The organism is Laceyella sediminis (genome assembly GCF_003003125.1).
Classification (GTDB): Bacteria; Bacillota; Bacilli; order Thermoactinomycetales; family Thermoactinomycetaceae; genus Laceyella; species Laceyella tengchongensis.
In genome coordinates, this window is record NZ_PVTZ01000006.1 from 147,654 (window position 1) to 166,619 (window position 18,966).

The following is an 18,966-nucleotide window of genomic DNA, read 5'->3' on the forward strand; positions in this document are numbered from 1 at the left end:
ATTCTCCACACTGTCATAAAAATACCTAAATCAAATTATATGAAGGAAAGATCTGGATGAAAAAGGTGAATTGCGCTCACCTTTTTCATATGATCTGATTACCTGTGTTGATCAATCATTTGTTTAATCCGCAACATGACCAGCTCGGTGAGTTCGTTCGCAGCGTCGGTTCCGGCTTTGCCTTCCGTGTACACCACCGTGTCGATCGGCTCCCCGATAATCACTTTGGTCTGGCGAAACAAACGGTATGGACCGATAATCGCCACAGGGATCATGGGCGCTTTGCCTTTCATAGCGATCAGCGCAGCTCCGACGTGGGCTTTTCCGAGTTCACCCGTTTTGGAGCGGGTTCCTTCAGGAAAAATCCCCAACACGTGTCCATTTCGAAGCAGGCGGATCGCATGTTTAACCGCTCCGCTGTCGCCTCCGCCCCGCTTAACCGGAAAAGCATTTAATTTCGGAAGAATTTTACCGATGAACGGAATGCGAAACAACTCTTCTTTGGCCATGAAATGGATTTCGCGCGTGTCGATGAATCCGCCAACCACCGGCGGATCAAAATTACTGATATGATTGGCACAGATGACGGCGGGCCCTTGTGACGGAACATGCTCCTTTCCAATCACTTTCACCCGGAACAACATGCGCAACAGGTGTTGTGCGATACTGCGGATCTTCGTATAGAACATATCTTACTCCCCACCGCCTAATTTGTGACGGCAAAGTTGCATAATGCTTTCAACAATTTCATCAATCGAGAGATGTGTCGTGTCGATAAGCACAGCATCTTTGGCCTGTTTAAGCGGAGCATGCTTGCGCGTGCGGTCGTTTTCATCGCGGCGCCGGATCTCTTCCCTCAGCCCATCCAAGTCCACGTCCGCCCCTCTGGCTTTCAACTCTTTGTACCGTCGGAGGGCACGTTCTTCAATGGTGGCGGTCAAAAACACTTTCACGTCTGCTTCCGGCAAAACATGTGTGCCAATATCCCGCCCATCCATCACTACGCTCTGACGTGCGGCAATATCCCGCTGCTTATTCACAAGGATGCGGCGCACCCCCGGCATTTTCGCGATGGCCGACGCCAAGCTCGAAATTTCTTGGGTTCGGATCTCTTCTTTCAGCAATTGGCCGTTGACCATGACCCCTTGAGGATGAAGGGAAAAGTGAAGCTGTTCCGCCAACTGGGTGACCGCTTCTTCGTCAAACACATTTAAATTCTCCTGAAGCGCTTTCCAAGCGATGGCTCGGTACATGGCCCCGGTGTCGACATAAGACAACCCAAGGCGGCCTGCGACTCGGCGAGCCACCGTACTTTTGCCGGCTCCAGCCGGTCCATCAATCGCTACTTGCAACTGTTTCATCTACCTAACAAATCCTCCCTAAGTCGGGATGAAAAACAACCGAGCAGGGTGCGCCTGCTCGATTGGAGATACTTATTCGATTTAAATCGACGCCAAGTAAATCCCTATCGAAATCTTCGACCCCAACAGCCTATCTACTATGTATTTCTTTTTGACAAATCTATTAGGATCCCATAATTGGTGCCATGGTTCATAGAGTAAAGAAATCCTGTTTAAAGAATAACATAATTTTGTCACACATGCAATGAAAACAATTAAATGAGCCGATTGTATTATATCGGCCCATTTAAAATATTAAATTCGATTTCCATTTGCTTTCTCTATCCGGTCGACATATTCTTCTTCGCCTGTATCGGCATTGATAAACAACCGGTATTGTTCTCCGTTAATCGTCCCCAAAAATTCATGGCACAGGACTTGGCGACCGTTGCGATCGTAGATCACAGCCAGATTGTTCTTGGTCAGTTTCAGATGGGGATTCACTTGCTTCCGTGCTTGGGTTGCGCTTAATTTCGGTTTGCGTTTGGACCAATCCATCTTATTGAAAACATATTCATCTGCTTGCAAACCCATGACTTCCCCATTATCCAATGCCACTTTTACAGCCAGTGACTCAGGGTAGATGTACACGTCACCCTCTTTATGGACAAAATTAAACGAGGCGATGTTGGATACTTCGTCATAAGAAATCGGAGTCATGCTTTTATAACCAATCCGATTGAGGAAGCGGGTCGCCCGGGTTAACGCTTGATCCAAGGTCAACCGTTTTTTCGTGACAGGCCGGTCAAACACCATCCATACGATATGACCGTCAATGGTCGTCAAATCCGTGTACACTTCCGTCTTGTTGCGCCCCTCATATCTGACGCTATAAGTGGGATAATCCCCTTTTTTGTTTCGGGTCACATGCATCCCTTTGGTGGATTCGCGTCCAAATGCATGAGCGACTCGCTGTTTGGCTTGCTCCGGCGTGATCAGTTTCCCTTTCAACTGCTTCACCCGTTCCCGTTGGCGAATTTCCATGTTGTTGACGGACGGACCCCAATCCACTTCCGGAAATTCCTGCACCACTTGATTCACTTTCTTAAACCCGTCGATAATGGTGTTGTCCATCTTCTTGTCTTCTGACGCCACCGCCAATTCCACGTCCATCCAGCGCAGGTTCCGGTTGATCACTTTGCTCTGCAACGCTGCCATATCATCACGGATATGTTTTGCTTGCTGGTATAGATCACTCAATGTCTTCCATTCTTTGTCGCTGAGCGGCTCCTTATCCAAATCCCGGATGCCTACTTCATAGGCGAAATTTCCAACGCGAGACAAAAATTTTTCCGCTGAATCAAACGGCATCAACGTCAATGGCAATTGGCCGATGTCGCTTTGCGCCGCATACGCCAGACGCCACACGTTGGTCATAGCCGTGCTCAATTGGCGCCGCGAATTAAGGGCGATCGATTTCCCCAATTCTCCTTGCAAACGATCCATGCGGTCATTCAAATCATGGAACGCGCGTTGGTATTGGTTCTCCGCTTTGATCAACACGGAATTTTTGTCTTGATGCTCCATATAACCCCATGCGGCTGCGGCGATGAATGCGACAGCCACAATTGGCAATAAGATCGCTGCCATTCGTTTGTACATGACATCACGTCTCCTTTGTTGTCATGCGTTCTTCTAAGATTCTTTTGGTAGTCTGAACGATGCGCAAACGAAATATGCAACGCGTGCCACAAAAAACGGAAGCCTAGTTCAGACTTCCGCTTTCACAATTTTTCCCTCTCTATTTGAAAATCGTCGTCATTATTGCACAGGCAGCGCTTAAAACCCGTTTCCAACTTGCCTTTTTTCATCCGTCCCTTTAAAATGAAACGTTCACCACATTGATTGCAATTGATGGTAACCACATATTTTTCATTTTCGCTCATATGTATCACCGCCTTCTTCTCCCCCTATTATTGACATGGGATGATGGGTTCCATACGATAGAAAATGGCATCCTAAAATAGAAAGGTGGAAAAGGATTGTCATCATGCCGACAGTCTGCCATATATGAATAATAAAGTGATTGTCATTACCACTGGTGGGACGATCGCCATGAGCGAGAGCATGGAGTCGCAAGGGGTCAAACCGCAGGATCCCCAAGCATTGCAAAGCGCCCTGCCGTTATTGAACCAATACGCAAAAGTGGAAATGGATCATCTTTTCAACAAGCCGAGCCCCCACATCACCCCGGCGGATATGTTCCTGATTGCAGAACGCGTGAAAGAACATCTGGACCGGGGTGCCAAGGGGATCGTGATCACGCATGGAACCGACACGTTGGAAGAAACGGCTTATTTCTTGGATCTGGTTCTCGACACTGACATACCCGTGATCGTTACCGGGGCCATGCGTAGCTCCAATGAACTGGGGGCGGATGGGCCTGTGAATATGGTTAACTCCGTCCGCGTGGCCGCACACGAGCAATCGCTGGGGCGTGGCGTGATGGTCGTCTTCAATGACGAAATTCACACAGCCCGGGATGTCACCAAAACCCACACCAGCAATGTGGCCACCTTCCAATCACCCGGCTTGGGGCCGGTCGGCCTGGTAACCAAAAAGGAAATTCGCTTTTTCCGAGATTCGGTAAAAGAGCCCCGCTTCCCTCTTGCGATGCCTTCACACCAAGTCGCTTTGATCAAAGTGGCGGCTGGCATGGATGACAGCCTGATCGCATGGGCGGTAGAGCACGGATTTGACGGTATTGTGTTGGAAGCGCTGGGACAGGGAAATTTGCCTCCCGCTATGTTGCCCGGGCTAAAACGCGCGCTCGCCAGCGAGATTCCCGTCGTGCTGGTGTCCCGTTGTTTCAATGGATCGGTGCAGGACACGTATGAATATGAAGGAGGCGGGAAACAACTAAAAGAGCTTGGTTTGATCTTCTCCAACGGCATCAATGGCCAAAAAGCGCGGATCAAACTGATGCTCGCCTTGTCAAAAACAAAAGACGCAACCGAATTACAAAGCTATTTTCAGTATTGATTTGATTGTGCGCTCAATCAGAGCGTGGGTGGGCGAGGGAGCATTAGCAAAGAAGGAAGGAAATTGAAAGGATTACATTCGATTTTTCGATTAGAATCACACAACACATCTATTCGTACAGAATTTTTGGCCGGCTTAACTACATTTTTCACCATCAGTTACATCATCATCGTCAACAGCTCTATCATCTCCGAGACGGGGATCCCTTTTGAAGCAGCTCTTTTGGGAACCATCTTCACTTCATGCCTCAGTTGCCTGCTGATGGGATTATGGGCCAACGCCCCCATCATCATCGTGCCAGGCATGGGTGTCAACGCGTTTTTCACATATACCATGGTGCATGAGATGGGCCTCTCCTGGCAAGAGGCGCTAACCGCAGTAACCCTCTCTGGCATCCTGTTTACCGTGATCACCTTTACTCCGCTGGCCACTTGGTTGAGCACAGCGGTACCAACCGCCTTGAAAAAGGGGATGACCGTCGGCATCGGCTTGCTCATCACCTTTATCGGGTTACAAAAAGGCGGATTAATCATCAGCAATGAACAAACGTTCGTCAGCATCGGCAGCCTCCATCAACCCAAGGTGTGGATCACGCTGTTCAGCCTTGCACTGTTGATCATTCTCTTTGTGCGCAAGGTACAAGGCGCGTTTTTGATCACGCTGGTGTTGGCGACGGTGGTCGCGTTAATCGCCGACCCTTCATCCGCCCAGGGAGAGCCAGCTCCCCTTTCATTTGAACAGTATGTTCCATTGCTAGGCAACTTTGCCTTGGCAGGGTTGGGCAAACTCACTTTCTGGGTGGCGACATTCACGCTAACCATGATTCTCGTGTTTGAAAATATGGGATTGTTGCAAGGACTGTTAACTGACAAACAAAAGTTTCCCGCCGCTTTTCAAGCTAGTGCCCTATCTAATATTATGGCTGGGCTACTGGGAACGAGCGCAACCATATGCGCCTTGGAAAGCGCCACTGGCACCCAATCTGGGGGGAGAACGGGCTTGACCACCATTACGGCGGGCGGTCTCTTCTTGCTCTCGCTGATCCTCATTCCCTATCTGAAATGGATTCCAGAAAGTGCGGTGGCTGCCATCATGATTGTGGTTGGCGGATTGATGATGCAAGAGGTGCAAGCGATCCCGTTCGGTGATTTTACGGAGGGGTTGCCGGCTTTCATCACTTTTGCATTCATCCCGTTCACCTACAGCATTCCCACCGGCATCGCGTTTGGCTTCATCACCTATGCTATTTTGAAAATTGCGGCCAAACGGGCGAGGGAAGTGCCGATCTCATTTTTTATCATCGCCTTGTTATTCATGATTCAACTAGGTTTGCACGGATAAAGGATAAAGAAAAAAAGCGATTTCCGACTCTCGGAATCGCTTTTTCGCTTATATGCGGGCCACCTTCCGTTTGTCCCGGATGTGGCGCGCGATGGAACGCCCATGGTAACGTCCATTTTCGATAAACACTTTGGTTGCATCATGCCCTGTGGCAATCACTCCGGCCAAGTACAATCCTGGCACCGTAGTTTCCATATCGTCGGACAGCACCGGTACACCCGTCTCTTGATCGATTTGCCCTCCCAATCTCTCCACGAAAGTCAAGTTGGGCCTGTACCCCGTCATCGCAAACACCGCATCCGCCTTGATTTCCTTCCGTACGCCTTTTTCTTCAACCACCACAGCCTCTGGAGTGATTTCACGCACTTCCGTTTCCCAATGCATATGGATGCGTTCTTTTTCGATGGCCGCCTCGATCAAGGGTCTCACCCACGCCTTGACGCTGTCGTGAAAGGCGCTTTTGCGGTAAACCATATGAACGTGCGCTCCCACTTGATGCAAATCCAATGCCACATCAATCGCGGAGTTACGTCCGCCAATCACCACCACCCGCTCCCGAGCATAAGGATGGGCATCGTGAAAATAATGCTTTACATGGGGCAAATCTTCGCCCGGAATATTCAACATATGTGGATTGTCATAATACCCGGTGGCCAACACGACATTTTCCGCTTCATATATACCACGCCCATCCCGCTTGGACGTAATTACGCGAAATCCGTTTTCTATCCGCTCGATCTCCACCACTTTTTCGTATGTGTGCAGTTCCAAGTGGTGCTTCTTGACCACGGTCCGAAAGTATGCCAACGCTTCATGCCGGGTCGGTTTTTCATTTACTGTCGTGAATGGGATGCCCCCGATTTCCAAATTGTCGGCCGAGCTAAAAAAAGTCATCGACAGCGGATAATGATATATTGAATTCACCAAACAACCTTTCTCAATGATCAATGGATTCAAGCCCACTTTTTTCAACTCAATCGCGGCTGAAAGCCCACAAGGGCCCGCACCCACCACAATTACATCAAACATACTGTCACCTCCAACGATGCAAAAGAAGAACACCCCTTCATTCAAGGGTGTTCTCCTCACCACTTCCTTATTATACTATACCCAACCGCGGAAACGTGATGCTTCCGCCATTTTTCTCACACCCACCATATACGCGGCAAGACGCATGTCCACTTTGCGGGTTTGAGCGGTATTATAGACGTTTTCAAACGCACGCACCATAATGTCTTCCAATTTTTGTTCCACTTCTTCGTCAGACCAGTAATACCCTTGGTTATTTTGCACCCACTCAAAATATGAAACGGTCACGCCACCAGCGCTGGCCAATACGTCTGGCACCAACAAGATGTCACGCTCATGAAGGATTTTGGTCGCTTCCAACGTGGTCGGTCCATTAGCCGCTTCAACGACAATGTCGGCTTTGATTCGATCGGCGTTTTTAGCGGTGATCTGATTTTCAACCGCTGCTGGAACCAGGATGTCGCAATCGAGTTCCAACAACTCTTGGTTGGTGATGGTGTCTTTGAACAATTTGGTGACGGTTCCAAAAGAGTCACGGCGATCAAGCAAGTAATCGATGTCCAACCCATCCGGATCATGCAAGGCGCCGTAAGCGTCAGAAATACCAATCACTTTGGCTCCTGCATCATGCATGAACTTCGCCAGGAAGCTACCGGCATTGCCGAATCCTTGAATAACGACGCGTGCGCCTTCGATGCTGAGGCCGCGTTTTTTCGCTGCTTCGCGGATCATCAGGGTTACGCCTTTGGCCGTAGCTGTTTCGCGACCGCGGGAACCGCCCAACACCAACGGTTTACCAGTGATGAATCCTGGGGAGTCAAATTCGCGGATGCGGCTGTATTCATCCATCATCCACGCCATGATTTGCGAGTTGGTGAACACGTCCGGAGCCGGGATGTCTTTCGTCGGCCCTACAATTTGGCTGATCGCACGCACATAGCCACGAGACAAGCGTTCCAGCTCGCGGAAAGACATATTCCGCGGATCGCAGATGATGCCGCCTTTTCCTCCGCCGTAAGGGAGGTCGACAATGCCCGCTTTCAAACTCATCCAAATTGATAGCGCTTTCACTTCTGATTCAGTTACGTCTGGATGAAAGCGCACTCCACCCTTGGTTGGACCTACGGCATCATTATGTTGAGCGCGATATCCCGTAAACACTTTCACAGTGCCGTCATCCATGCGGACGGGAATCCGAACGGTTAATACACGCATAGGTTCCTTTAACAATTCGTACACAGCCTCTGGATAACCCAGCTTATCCAACGCTTTATGAATCACTGTTTGCGTGGATACCAAGACATCCATATTTTCACGCTGTTCCTCTTGACGACCTGCAGCAACAGACTGTTGTTCCATCCTGACCACCTCAGAATTAAATACTAACTGCTAAAAAGACCAGTATTCAGTATACAATAATACACTAAACAACCAAAGAATGTCTCTGTTTTTACGTATATTTAAAAACAGACGCACCAATTAGGTATAATAATGCAAGAGAACCCGACTGAAAGGATTTGACTCGAAAATGTACCAACAAGTTCTGTATTGTTTTGCCCATCCTGATGACGAAACATTTACTTGCGGCGGCACCATCGCCCGCTTCCATGCAGATGGCGTCCGTCAAACGCTCTACTGCGCCACTCGTGGTGAAGCAGGGAAAACAGGACAACCACCACTTTGCGCACAGGAAGAGTTAGGTGATGTCCGTGCGCAAGAACTGGCTCGGGCCTGTGATGTTCTTGGTATAGATGAGTGCATCCTGCGGGATTATGGAGACGGACAATTGAGCCAACTCCCTTTCCAACAACTCGTTGACGATTTGTTTAAGATCATGGAAAGCATCCGCCCAGATCTCATTATCACCTTCCCGCCGTCTGGCATTTCTGGCCACCTTGATCATCAGATTATTCAACAGGCTACCTTGGAAGCAGTAAAGAAAACTACATTCCCTACCAAACTTTACTATAACGTCATACCAGAATCAATCGCTCATTTGCATTCTGGAAAAATCCATGCGACACCGGATGAATACGTATCCATGAAAATAGATGTGACCCCATTCCGCGCTAAAATCGCCCAAGCGCTACGCGAACATAAAACCCAACACCTTTCAATTGATCGCGTCTTTCCAGGTGTGCGTGATGGTGATATCAACCGCTTGCGTTCACATGAATATTATCAACTAGTTATACAAAAATAAAATTTTTTATACAGCAAATTAATAACACACCCGGTTATTACGGGTGTGTTTATTTATCTCATCCAAAATATTGACTGATTTGGTTGATCGCATCGTTTTCACACACAACTTTGCCATACTCGGTCAGCATTGCCTCTGTCACCGTGGACACTTCGCCATACTCCGACAGCATGGCAATCAACGTATCCACCTGACCCCTGGACAAATTCTTCTCTCCACCAAACAGCAAATAATAGCGGTTTTGGTAGGCAAATAGCTGCCCTCCTTGCATAGCATGGGCTTTCATGCGCACAGCCGCTTGGACTACGTCTTCGAAGTCGTTAAAACGGAAAATAATGTCGTCCGACTCTTCCATCGTCACTTCTAACTCGTACATTTCTTCCGTTTGTTCAAACTCATCGACTTCTGATTTCGGAGTCCGGCCACGGGTAACCACAACCACCATCCCTTGTGCGGGAAGGGCGAAAACTTCGACAGCTACTGGCCCAACCACTTCAAAACCCAATTCCTGATATGCGTGTTCCATCATGTCATTAAAGAGTTCATGCACTTTCGGAATATCTCTCCACATGTCCTCTTTTTGAATCCCACGATCAGCCAAATCGTCGAGAGTCAAGAAAAAGCGCACCTTATCCCCGTCTAAACGCTCGACACGCATGGCCTACCCTCCCTCGCCGGAGACTCCCACATTCAGAATATGAGGGACTGAATCTCACTGTTACGCGGTCAAGTCTCCTATTTTTCTTTATATCAATCATACACAAAAATGGCTTTCCTTGCATAGGGTATTCGCATTTTTTTCGGGGCATTGCCAACCCTGGGGCCGCACCCTCATCCCTTCGCTCCATACCGCAAGTAACATCCCATCACGAAATCGACAACCGCATGAGCGATCACTGCTGGGGCAAGATGACCCGTCCATTCGACCATCAGGCCAAAGACTGTTCCGACTCCGGTGACAAAGACGACCAGTACCCATTTTTTTAAGTATCTGGTGTGTACAAGCGCAAATAGGAGAGCCGTTCCCCATACCCCGATCCAACCCTGCACCAGACCGCGGAACAACAACTCTTCCCCGATGGCAGCCATCACGGCGATCAACATGATATGCCACCAAGGACGACGCGCAAACAATAATTGGTTTAATCCCCCGTCATCAAAATGGTGTTCAGGCAACAAACGGATCAGCACAAACTCCATGGCCACGATGAATCCACCGACGCCGACACCCACCAGCCACATATGGAGCTTGGTAAACGGAGCCAATTCAACATAAAGTCGATTTTTCCACCATAAATATGGAACACTCAATAAAATAAACAGCAGTTGCGTAAAATAAAAACTAATCAAGATTAATCGCTCCTGCTGGCTCCGCTGATCACAGTTGATGCCGTTCAGGTCTTCGCTCATATCGCCCCTCCTTTTTCTTGATTTACTGATTGCTCCTTGAAATCGGACACAATTCCGTCTACAATGAGGGGTGGAAGTGGACTTAACTCATTATTGGGATATATACACGGGAGGAGATTTTCACTATGCGCACATGGGTAGATAAAGATACTTGTATCGCATGTGGAGCTTGTGGCGCAACCGCTCCGGATGTTTACGATTACGATGAGGATGGCATCGCATATGTGATCCTCGATGACAACACCGGAACGGCAGACGTACCAGAAGAACTTCATGATGACGTTCGCGATGCACAAGAAGGATGCCCGACCGACTCCATTAAAGTAGAAGAGTAATTCGTCAAAACCATGTTGTTCACACGGTGCATGTAAGCAAGCGGTTTGGCTTCACTCACGCACCACGTGCTGTCAACAAGCGGTCAACCCAGATCGCTTACATACCAGAACAACGATGAGCCACCTCTTGCCAGGTGGCTTGTTCTTTTTCGCACATACGCCGTTCAAGTGCGACCTTTAAACATGCCCACCATATAATGATAATGACTATCATTATCTTCGTCAACTCAGTTATTCATTCCCCTCCGTTCACCCTCAACCCTATTTATGACCTTCAAAATCTCCATAAAAAAACCTTAGCCCAGTACAATACCGAACTAAGGTTGTTGAAGTACAATTGGAGCCGCTGGCTATTTTGCATCAGACTCGCACTAAAACCCAGAAGCTAAGTCATCTGAAGTCTTACCACCTGGCTTCTCAGCCGTTTCTATGATTCGTCAACGGTTACTTTAGCAACTCTTTCATCTTGGCGGTCACATCGGTGGAAGCAAGTTGCTTGCCAGCGGGCAGGTTTAATATTTGAGCGGCGCCTTGGCTCAGATAAACCTGTTCACCCTTGCTGGTTTTAGCGATGAAGATGCCTTGTCCTACAAATTCAAAGTAACGGATTTGGTTCTCTTTTTTCACCGCTTTTTTCGCGGCTTTGTACATGTTCATCAAATCTTTGCTGCGGTTTTTCCCGCCCATTTTGATCGGTTGGACATCATCGGCGACAACGATGCCTTCGGGTTGCTCGCCTTTCATCATAAACCAGAGTTTCTCTTTCGTCGGTTGCAACATGCCAATCAGGCTAGTTCCTTCATATGATTTGATTACGTTGGCATCGGGTGTACGGAAAATCGGAATGGAGAAAGAAGAGAGTTGGAGTCCTTCTAAAGAAGATGCATTTTGAGGCATCAATGATTTGCCCTGTTTCGGAGATTTTTGTGAAACTGCTGTTAGGTAATCTTGAAAAGCTGTCTTTTCAGGCTGGTCCGAAGCGAAGCCGTTGCCGATAAATCCGACCAAGCCGACGGTGGCGACAATGGCCACTGCGGGAATGATGATTTTTAAGCTTTTAAGCATGTGAAATCTCCTCCTCGATGGTTGTCATCAGTAACCAATGTCATAAATGAGCTCTCTCCAATAAAAATTGTTGTTACTCTTGAAGGCTTGATAAGTCATGTAATAATGGTCTCCATACCAAGGATCCATATATTCGACATAGTTGTTATTATTTGAGGTGAAGTAGCCATCCAAAACAACAAAATGTCCGATGGTAGCTCCATTTGTCCACCAGATCAGGGGAATCATCGGTCTACCGTTGTTGATTTGCGATTGGATGAATGAATAGTTGGGGTAGTACCAATTGCCATAGTAGTTGGTCCATCTGGATCTTAAGCCGTAGGTGGACAACCCACTTTGAATCTCACTGCTGGTGGCCGGGTTATTGTAGTACCCACCTTTGACCGCATATGCGAAATTGTATTGTGAAACATTCTTGCCTTTATATTGCGAAACTGCGGCTCCGCTTGCCGCCCAACACCAGTTGCTGTAATCTTGCTTGATTTCGGGCACATAAGCGCCGTACGCCTTTGCTTGATCCGGTGCCGTCAACTGGAGGCCCACCGCAGACAGCAAAGCAAAAAGAGCTGTCATAACAAAAAGTCGAATCTTATTCACTGATGCACTTCCTCTCTGTGGTGATGATCGTACTGAAAAATTTAAATTCGATATTTAAATAAAAACCCCTTCTTCAAAAACGAAATAGAAGAAGAGGCAACATAAATTGTCAATCATTATTAAAAACTTATTATTATATAAGAATTTATTTATTATATTTTCAGAAGGAACTTTGTCCGTTCTATGCCGCTGTCATTCTTCTTCCTGCTCCAAATAAAGCAACACTTCCGCTAAACCGCCGTCCACATTTACCACATCCGCGTAACCTTGCTGCAATAAAAAATTGGCGGCATGTAAACTGCGAACCCCATGCGCGCACAAGAGGTAAATCGTTTTGTTCGGATCGATCTCCGTTAACCGCTCCGGCAACGAGCCAAGTGGCATGTGTTTGCAATGCTCCAAATGAACCATTTCCCATTCTGCGGGTTCGCGTACGTCGATCACTTCAATGTGGTCCGCCCCCAACTCTCCGTTTAAGTATTTCTGTGCAAACGCACTAGGTGAGATGTGATACTTGCTTTGATCGTTTTTCATAACTGCGCTCCTTTATTGATTTATTGTTTCACAGTGTCTTTTCATTTGCTTCTTTATTCAAAACCGACTAAAATGAGGGTTGAGTGATTTTACAGCTTCATTGTACATAAAGAGGAGGAAAGCTCATGTCTAACCAACTGATTGTGGATGCTTTTATTGAGATCCCTACTGGAAGCCAAAACAAATACGAATTCGACAAAGAAAAAGGCGTATTCCGTCTTGACCGGGTGCTGTACTCCCCCATGCATTATCCAACCGAATACGGTTACCTTGAAAACACCTTGGCTGAAGATGGAGATCCATTGGACATCCTTGTCCTGACCAGCTTCCCAACCTTTCCTGGTTGCGTGATCTCCAGCCGGGTTATCGGCGTGCTGCTCATGTCCGACGACAAAGGTCCAGACGAAAAAGTATTGGCCGTGCCTGTAGATGACCCACGTTTCAATGGCGTAAACAGCTTGGATGATGTGGCTCCGCACGTCCTGAAAGAAATCGAACACTTCTTCCGCGTCTACAAAGACTTGGAAAACAAAGAAACCAACATCATCGGTTGGAAAGACGCTGCATTCGCCGCTGAACTCTACCAACAATGCCTCGACCGTTACCAACAAAATAAATAATCAGCCAACCCCTTGCTTTACGGTTTTCGTGAAGCAAGGGGTTTTTTGTTCATTCCGGGCAGGACAACAGGCCCAATTGCCGTGACAGCTCATAGTGGAGGGATTGCGTTTGGCCGGGGAACCGTACCAGGATCTTTCGTCCCGGCGCCACTCCGGCAAGCGGCGTCACTTCCACAATGCTACCCAAGCCGAAGCGAATGTGGTTGACCGACATCCCCGGGGCCACTTCTTCACTGACAAAGCGGAGTTGGGGCTGGGCTTTGCTCGTTGCGCGGGCAGACGTAAACACCCGAGCCGTTCGCTCCAACTCTCGCTTGCGTTCAAGCGGGGCACTCGTGGAGAAGCGCGCTCCCCCATGCCCCAATTCCTTAGCAAACGGGGACGGCGCCACTCTTTTGCCTTGTCTGGTTTGGCTGACAGAAAGCCAGCATTCCGTTTTAGCCCGAGTCATCCCCACGTACAAAAGGCGCCGCTCCTCTTCCCACGCGGCCGCTTTCCGTTGTTCTGATACCTGTAGGCTTCGGTGGTGTGGAAGTACCATCGCATGTAACCCGATGATATAGACACGGTCAAATTCCAATCCTTTTGAACGGTGAAGGGTCATCAGTTTGACAGGAGCGGTCGCATCAGAATGGCGCAATTGCCGCTCAACTTCTTGCGCATGGGCCAGGAGCCCTTGTCCATTCGCAAAATGGCGGGCCGCCAAGGCCAATTCATCCAAAGGTTCAAACAGGCTGGATTGATCACTCCCCGTTTCCTTAGCAAACGCTTCCAGATAACGGTCATAACCGATGCGTTCGCGAATATAAGCCACAGCTTCCTCGGCGTTCATCTCCGTCAAGCGCGGGACTTGATCCCGCAACTCACTCAAATACCGGACTTGGTAAGGTTCCAATCCATCTAAGCCGGGCAACGCCGCCAACAATGATCCCCCTTGTTTTTTCGCCCTTGCCCAACAAGCGTCAATCCAATCCTCATTGTAAAGATAGCGTTTAGGCTTATTGATAATCCGCACCAGCGCGTCCAGATCCTGTGGATTCCAAGCCAATTTTAAATAGGCGAACACGTCTTGAACTTGCCACCGCCGATAAAACGAACTTTCCCCCGACGCAACCATAAAGGGAATCCCTTTGCGCACCAGGGCATCAACCACCGCGCGTGCCTGAGTCGACGTACGGTAGAGAATGGCCGTTTCCATCCCATCAGTCAGGTGAGTTAAAATCTGTTCTGCTTCCTCTTCCTCATCAAGCGGCTCCATCCACTTCACATCTGGCCCCCTCACCCCGGTTCCCGCCCGCGGTTTCCGCTGCCGGCGGCGGTTGTGGCGAATCAATTGTTCACTTGCCTGAATCAATTCTTCGGTAGAGCGGTAATTGACAGACAGAATGATCCGCGTTAGCTCGGGGAAATCTTTGTTTAGTTCAAGCATAAATTTGGGGTCGCTTCCGCGGAATCCGTAGATGGATTGATCATCATCCCCTACCACAAACAAATGGCGGTGTTTCGCCGCCAATTTCACCAAGATCTCGTACTGCACCCGGTTGATATCCTGAAACTCGTCCACCAGTATATGTTGGAACTTCGTTTGCCAGTGGGAGAGCCATTCCGATTGCCGACAACATGCATGCACAGCTAAAAGAATGTCATCATAATCCCACATTCCACGTTCCGATTTCATGCTTTCATATGCCATATACAAATCCCGGAAGAGAATATTCTTCTGTTTCTCGACTCGCAACCGTGCCGGCAAAATCCCATTGTTTTTGCACAGTCCAATTTGGTTTAGATAAGTGGACACCGTCTCTTCATCGGTCGGTAATTCCCGCTCCGCTAACAAGTCCCGCATCACAGCGGTTTGTTCGGCTTGTCCCATAAGAGGAGGAACGTTGCAACCGCTCTCGCGCAACATCTGCAAAAACAACGAATGAAAAGTGCCAACAGCCAACTCCCGGGTGCGAGTAGGCATCACTTGTTCCAATCGCTCCCGCATCTCCCGCGCGGCGGCCCGGGTAAATGTGACCAACATCAACTGGTTCGCCGGGATGCCTTGTTCCAACAAATACAACACGCGCCGGGTCAGCACCGTCGTCTTCCCACTACCCGGACCGGCAAACACTGCCGTGGGGCCGATCGGCGCGGTCACCGCCTTCCGCTGGTCGTCATTCAACCCACTTAACAACATCTCCATTCCCGACACTTGCAGCAACTCGCGTCCTCCTTTCCTTGATGTTCACGCTCATTTCGATTAGGTTATATCTTATCACAAATCAGCCAACACGCTTAACCCAGCAAAAAATTTTTTTACTCTTCACAGTTGACACTACTGATTCAACATGCTAAATTAGGTATCAAATTTAGATTAGCAACGCGATGAAGGAGCCAAACATCAATGGTGAACTCTCAGAGAGCCGATGGTTGCTGTGAATCGGCAGTTTGCCTGATGTGGAGCACTCCCGAGTGGCTGATTGAACCGCTAAGAAGTAGATCAGCACGGTTGACCCGTTATCCACTAGAGTCGATATGGCAGATCATGCCCATCGACTTGCCAAGGCTGTCAGCGCGAGCCGACAGCGAATGAGGGTGGCACCACGTACCCCACGTCCCTCTGCCCAAACGAATTGGGTGGAGTAGGCGTGGGGTTTTTTTATATATGACGAAGGAGGAAATACTAAGATGAATTGGCAAGATAAAGCCCATTTACGAATTCCCGGACCAACCCCGATCCCACTTCGGATTCAGCAAGCGATGTCCCAGCCGATGATCGGACACCGCGGACAGGCGGCCTCCCGATTGTTGCAGGAATGCGCGACATCGTTGCGCGCTCTGTTTGGCACAACCCATACCCCGCTCATTTTGACAGGAAGCGGCACCTCCGCTTTGGAAGCAGCCGTAACCAATGCGGTACAACCGGGGGATGAAGCGATTGTTGTGGTGACAGGGGCTTTCGGAGATCGTTTCGCCAAAATAGTGGAACGATACGGAATTGCCTTGCATCGGTTGGATGTCCCGTGGGGAACCTCTTGTTCACCTGAGCAGTTGGCTACCTTCGTGCAAGACCATCCCCGGGCCAAAGCGGTGTTTCTCACTTATTGCGAGACTTCCACCGCCGTGCTCAATCCCATTGCCGACCTGGCAAAGGCGGTCCGCGAGCATTCTGACGCGTTGGTCATTGTCGACGGTGTCAGCTGTCTGGGCGCGGTACCCTGCCACATGGATGACTGGCAGGTGGATATCATGGTGACCGGTTCCCAAAAAGCATTGATGCTTCCACCCGGCCTCGCTATGGTCGCAGTGAGCGAGCGGGCGTGGAAACGCATCGAACAGCAAACACAGCCCCGTTTTTATCTCGACCTCACTGCGTACAAGCGTAGCATGGAACAACATACCGCTCCTTACACCCCGGCCGTGTCTCTGTTGTACGGCTTGAAGGAAGCATTGCTCATGCTGGAAGAAGAAGGATGGGAAAACGTCTTTGCACGCCATCAACGCTTAATGCGCATGACCCGCGCGGGACTTAGGGCACTAGGATTGCCGTTACTCACTTCCGACGATGACGCTTCCCCGACAGTCACCGCCATCGACGGACGGCAAACGGCATGGGATACAGAGTCCTTGCGCAAACACATGAGCGAAATGAACGTCACCATCGCTGGCGGCCAACAACATCTGAAAGGCCAAATTGCCAGAATCGGCCACATGGGTTACTGCGATGAGCTAGACGTGCTTACAGTCTTGGGCGTGTTGGAGATGGCATGTTTTAAAATGGGCGTACCTGTAGAGTTGGGAACTGGCGTAAAAGCAGCACAAGAGGTGATATTGCATGTATAAAGTATTGATTACCGATCCGTTGAGCGATCAGGGCATTGACAAACTGTTGCGGGCCGAAGACGTCGAAGTCGTGCGAAAAATCGGTTTGACAGGCGAGGCATTGTTGTCAGAAATCGCCACTGCCGATGCTCTATTGGTACGAAGTCAGACCAAAGTGACTGAAGAAGTGATCAATCAAGGAAGCCGGTTGAAAGTGATCGCCCGCGCCGGCGTTGGTGTTGACAACATTGATATCCCCGCAGCCACTAGAAAAGGGGTGATCGTCGTCAACGCCCCCGATGGCAACACGATCTCCACCGCGGAACACACTTTTGCCATGCTCATCTCCTTGGCTCGCAACATTCCTCAGGCTCACCGTACCGTGATAAACGGGGAATGGAACCGAAAAGCTTTTGTCGGGGTGGAGTTGAACCAAAAAACGTTGAGCATCATCGGCTTTGGGCGGATCGGTTCGGAATTGGCCAAGCGTGCCAAAGCATTCCGCATGAACGTGATCGCCTTCGACCCTTATCTAACTGAAGAGCGGGCGCAAAAATTTGGCGTACAAAAAGCATCTTTCAACGAAGCAATTGCCGCTGGCGACTTTATCACCGTGCACACCCCGCTTACCAAAGAAACACGCCATATGATCAACCATGAGGTGTTCGACAAAATGAAAGACGGCGTCCGCATCCTCAACTGCGCCCGTGGTGGCATCATCGACGAAACCGCTCTTTATGACGCCATTGTTTCCGGCAAAGTCGCCGGGGCCGCTCTCGATGTGTTTGAGGTTGAACCGCCAGGCAATCACCCGTTGTTTACTTTGCCACAGGTGATATGTACACCGCATTTGGGCGCTTCCACCATTGAAGCGCAGGAAAATGTGGCGGTAGATGTGTCCGAAGAAGTGCTTCATATCCTGCGCGGCGAGCCGTTTAAAAATGCGGTCAACCTCCCTTCCATCCCGGCGGAATTGCAACAAAAACTGGCTCCTTACCATGAGTTGGTCGAAAAGCTGGGGCATTTCGTGGGTCAAATGACCACCGAGGCGATCAAAGAAATCACCATTACGTACGCTGGGGAACTGGCTGAAGGGGACGTGGTTCCCCTTACGCGGATGATGCTGAAAGCAGTCCTTTCACACCATCTAGCAGATATCAACTTTGTGAACGCCCCCCACTTGGCCAAACAGCGCGGCATACATGTGCTGGAACAGAAATCAGGACACAGCCATGGTTTCACTCAATGGCTGAACATTGAGGTTAAAACGGACAAAAACCAGCATCAAGTCAGCGGCACCTTGCTCAACGGTTTTGGGCCGCGCATCATCAAAATCGACCAATTCCCGGTTGATGTTGCTCCCAAGGGACATCTGCTATTCATCCAGCATCGAGATCAACCGGGCGCCATCGGCCGAGTTGGCACATTGCTAGGCAGCCGGGACATCAACATCGCCACCATGCAGGTCGGTCGAAAGCAAGCGGGAGGACAGGCGATCATGATCCTACGCATTGACAAAGCGATCCCTCACGACTTGATGAACACTTTGAAACAAATGGATGAGATCCAATCCGTAATGGAAATCGACCTGTGAGCCTCCCTTGTCCGGCGCTGCTGAATGGGATAAACTAACAATAGTTTGT

Annotated in this window: 19 protein-coding genes and 1 other annotated feature; of the genes, 7 read left to right on the plus strand and 12 right to left on the minus strand. The window is 49.3% G+C overall.

The window, feature by feature from the left end; translation table 11 throughout:
• Positions 1–98 precede the first annotated feature (98 nt).
• From CLV36_RS09105 to CLV36_RS17285, 4 genes are all read right to left on the minus strand, one after another.
• Positions 99–689, minus strand: coding sequence for a lysophospholipid acyltransferase family protein (locus CLV36_RS09105; RefSeq protein ID WP_106342463.1), 591 nt, complete (start codon positions 687–689; stop codon positions 99–101).
• 3 nt (positions 690–692) lie between these two features.
• Complete coding sequence (gene cmk, locus CLV36_RS09110; RefSeq protein ID WP_022738435.1) at positions 693–1,361, minus strand: (d)CMP kinase; 669 nt, start codon at positions 1,359–1,361, stop codon at positions 693–695.
• A 294-nt stretch (positions 1,362–1,655) separates the two neighbouring features.
• On the minus strand, positions 1,656–3,002 hold the full coding sequence (gene ypeB / locus CLV36_RS09115) for a germination protein YpeB (protein ID WP_106342464.1): 1,347 nt from the start codon (positions 3,000–3,002) through the stop codon (positions 1,656–1,658).
• Between the two features lie 122 nt (positions 3,003–3,124).
• Positions 3,125–3,286, minus strand: a complete 162-nt coding sequence (locus tag CLV36_RS17285) for a hypothetical protein (RefSeq protein WP_181352947.1) — start codon at positions 3,284–3,286, stop codon at positions 3,125–3,127.
• A gap of 124 nt (positions 3,287–3,410) precedes the next feature.
• Here CLV36_RS17285 and CLV36_RS09120 point away from each other — a divergent pair, with 124 nt between their 5' ends.
• Together CLV36_RS09120 and CLV36_RS09125 are read left to right on the plus strand one after the other, a co-directional pair.
• On the plus strand, positions 3,411–4,382 hold the full coding sequence (locus CLV36_RS09120; RefSeq protein WP_106342465.1) for an asparaginase: 972 nt from the start codon (positions 3,411–3,413) through the stop codon (positions 4,380–4,382).
• Positions 4,383–4,445: 63 nt separating this feature from the next.
• Positions 4,446–5,723, plus strand: a complete 1,278-nt coding sequence (locus tag CLV36_RS09125; RefSeq protein WP_106342466.1) for an NCS2 family permease — start codon at positions 4,446–4,448, stop codon at positions 5,721–5,723.
• A 48-nt stretch (positions 5,724–5,771) separates the two neighbouring features.
• On the opposite strand, the gene CLV36_RS09130 is transcribed toward CLV36_RS09125, so the two are convergent.
• On the minus strand, positions 5,772–6,752 hold the full coding sequence (locus tag CLV36_RS09130; RefSeq protein WP_106342510.1) for a YpdA family putative bacillithiol disulfide reductase: 981 nt from the start codon (positions 6,750–6,752) through the stop codon (positions 5,772–5,774).
• A gap of 75 nt (positions 6,753–6,827) precedes the next feature.
• Entirely contained in the window at positions 6,828–8,111 is a 1,284-nt protein-coding gene (locus tag CLV36_RS09135) for a Glu/Leu/Phe/Val family dehydrogenase (protein WP_106342467.1), read from the minus strand.
• Between the two features lie 169 nt (positions 8,112–8,280).
• Between CLV36_RS09135 and CLV36_RS09140 the strand changes: the two genes are divergently transcribed.
• The gene (locus tag CLV36_RS09140; RefSeq protein WP_106342468.1) at positions 8,281–8,955 is read left to right on the plus strand and encodes a PIG-L deacetylase family protein; all 675 of its coding nucleotides are present in this window, start codon (positions 8,281–8,283) and stop codon (positions 8,953–8,955) included.
• Positions 8,956–9,013: 58 nt separating this feature from the next.
• Here the strand turns inward: CLV36_RS09140 and CLV36_RS09145 are convergent, their stop codons facing one another.
• Positions 9,014–9,613 (minus strand): genetic competence negative regulator, encoded by a 600-nt coding sequence (locus CLV36_RS09145; protein WP_022738426.1) that lies wholly within the window; start codon positions 9,611–9,613, stop codon positions 9,014–9,016.
• A 173-nt stretch (positions 9,614–9,786) separates the two neighbouring features.
• A complete protein-coding gene (locus CLV36_RS09150) occupies positions 9,787–10,365 on the minus strand; it encodes a CPBP family intramembrane glutamic endopeptidase (protein WP_106342469.1) in 579 nt (192 codons plus the stop codon).
• 125 nt (positions 10,366–10,490) lie between these two features.
• On the opposite strand from CLV36_RS09150, the gene CLV36_RS09155 reads away from it, so the two are divergent.
• Positions 10,491–10,700: a ferredoxin gene (locus CLV36_RS09155; RefSeq protein WP_022738423.1), complete on the plus strand. Its 210-nt coding sequence runs from the start codon at positions 10,491–10,493 to the stop codon at positions 10,698–10,700.
• 444 nt (positions 10,701–11,144) lie between these two features.
• Here the strand turns inward: CLV36_RS09155 and CLV36_RS09160 are convergent, their stop codons facing one another.
• From CLV36_RS09160 to CLV36_RS09170, 3 genes are all read right to left on the minus strand, one after another.
• Positions 11,145–11,765, minus strand: a complete 621-nt coding sequence (locus CLV36_RS09160) for a hypothetical protein (protein WP_106342470.1) — start codon at positions 11,763–11,765, stop codon at positions 11,145–11,147.
• Between the two features lie 27 nt (positions 11,766–11,792).
• Positions 11,793–12,362: a C39 family peptidase gene (locus tag CLV36_RS09165; RefSeq protein ID WP_022738420.1), complete on the minus strand. Its 570-nt coding sequence runs from the start codon at positions 12,360–12,362 to the stop codon at positions 11,793–11,795.
• 192 nt (positions 12,363–12,554) lie between these two features.
• Positions 12,555–12,896 (minus strand): rhodanese-like domain-containing protein, encoded by a 342-nt coding sequence (locus tag CLV36_RS09170; protein WP_054096505.1) that lies wholly within the window; start codon positions 12,894–12,896, stop codon positions 12,555–12,557.
• A gap of 125 nt (positions 12,897–13,021) precedes the next feature.
• Between CLV36_RS09170 and CLV36_RS09175 the strand changes: the two genes are divergently transcribed.
• Complete coding sequence (locus CLV36_RS09175; RefSeq protein ID WP_022738417.1) at positions 13,022–13,516, plus strand: inorganic diphosphatase; 495 nt, start codon at positions 13,022–13,024, stop codon at positions 13,514–13,516.
• Between the two features lie 49 nt (positions 13,517–13,565).
• On the opposite strand, the gene CLV36_RS09180 is transcribed toward CLV36_RS09175, so the two are convergent.
• Entirely contained in the window at positions 13,566–15,713 is a 2,148-nt protein-coding gene (locus CLV36_RS09180) for an ATP-dependent helicase (RefSeq protein ID WP_245888332.1), read from the minus strand.
• Between the two features lie 164 nt (positions 15,714–15,877).
• Positions 15,878–16,124, plus strand: a binding site (T-box leader).
• Between the two features lie 65 nt (positions 16,125–16,189).
• On the opposite strand from CLV36_RS09180, the gene CLV36_RS09185 reads away from it, so the two are divergent.
• Together CLV36_RS09185 and serA are read left to right on the plus strand one after the other, a co-directional pair.
• On the plus strand, positions 16,190–17,344 hold the full coding sequence (locus tag CLV36_RS09185) for a pyridoxal-phosphate-dependent aminotransferase family protein (RefSeq protein WP_106342473.1): 1,155 nt from the start codon (positions 16,190–16,192) through the stop codon (positions 17,342–17,344).
• Positions 17,337–18,917, plus strand: a complete 1,581-nt coding sequence (serA, locus tag CLV36_RS09190) for a phosphoglycerate dehydrogenase (protein ID WP_106342474.1) — start codon at positions 17,337–17,339, stop codon at positions 18,915–18,917. The genes CLV36_RS09185 and serA overlap by 8 nt, the downstream gene beginning before the upstream one ends.
• The last annotated feature ends 49 nt before the right edge of the window (positions 18,918–18,966 follow it).

Coding starts and splice junctions, on each gene's coding strand:
- CLV36_RS09120 (WP_106342465.1), top strand. CDS start 3,411: ATGAATAATAAAGTGATTGTCATTACCACTGGTGGGACGATCGCCATG.
- CLV36_RS09155 (WP_022738423.1), top strand. CDS start 10,491: ATGCGCACATGGGTAGATAAAGATACTTGTATCGCATGTGGAGCTTGT.
- CLV36_RS09130 (WP_106342510.1), bottom strand. CDS start 6,752: ATGTTTGATGTAATTGTGGTGGGTGCGGGCCCTTGTGGGCTTTCAGCC.
- CLV36_RS09160 (WP_106342470.1), bottom strand. CDS start 11,765: ATGCTTAAAAGCTTAAAAATCATCATTCCCGCAGTGGCCATTGTCGCC.
- cmk (WP_022738435.1), bottom strand. CDS start 1,361: ATGAAACAGTTGCAAGTAGCGATTGATGGACCGGCTGGAGCCGGCAAA.
- ypeB (WP_106342464.1), bottom strand. CDS start 3,002: ATGTACAAACGAATGGCAGCGATCTTATTGCCAATTGTGGCTGTCGCA.
- CLV36_RS09145 (WP_022738426.1), bottom strand. CDS start 9,613: ATGCGTGTCGAGCGTTTAGACGGGGATAAGGTGCGCTTTTTCTTGACT.
- CLV36_RS09150 (WP_106342469.1), bottom strand. CDS start 10,365: ATGAGCGAAGACCTGAACGGCATCAACTGTGATCAGCGGAGCCAGCAG.
- CLV36_RS09185 (WP_106342473.1), top strand. CDS start 16,190: ATGAATTGGCAAGATAAAGCCCATTTACGAATTCCCGGACCAACCCCG.
- CLV36_RS17285 (WP_181352947.1), bottom strand. CDS start 3,286: ATGAGCGAAAATGAAAAATATGTGGTTACCATCAATTGCAATCAATGT.
- CLV36_RS09170 (WP_054096505.1), bottom strand. CDS start 12,896: ATGAAAAACGATCAAAGCAAGTATCACATCTCACCTAGTGCGTTTGCA.
- CLV36_RS09140 (WP_106342468.1), top strand. CDS start 8,281: ATGTACCAACAAGTTCTGTATTGTTTTGCCCATCCTGATGACGAAACA.
- CLV36_RS09175 (WP_022738417.1), top strand. CDS start 13,022: ATGTCTAACCAACTGATTGTGGATGCTTTTATTGAGATCCCTACTGGA.
- serA (WP_106342474.1), top strand. CDS start 17,337: ATGTATAAAGTATTGATTACCGATCCGTTGAGCGATCAGGGCATTGAC.
- CLV36_RS09135 (WP_106342467.1), bottom strand. CDS start 8,111: ATGGAACAACAGTCTGTTGCTGCAGGTCGTCAAGAGGAACAGCGTGAA.
- CLV36_RS09105 (WP_106342463.1), bottom strand. CDS start 689: ATGTTCTATACGAAGATCCGCAGTATCGCACAACACCTGTTGCGCATG.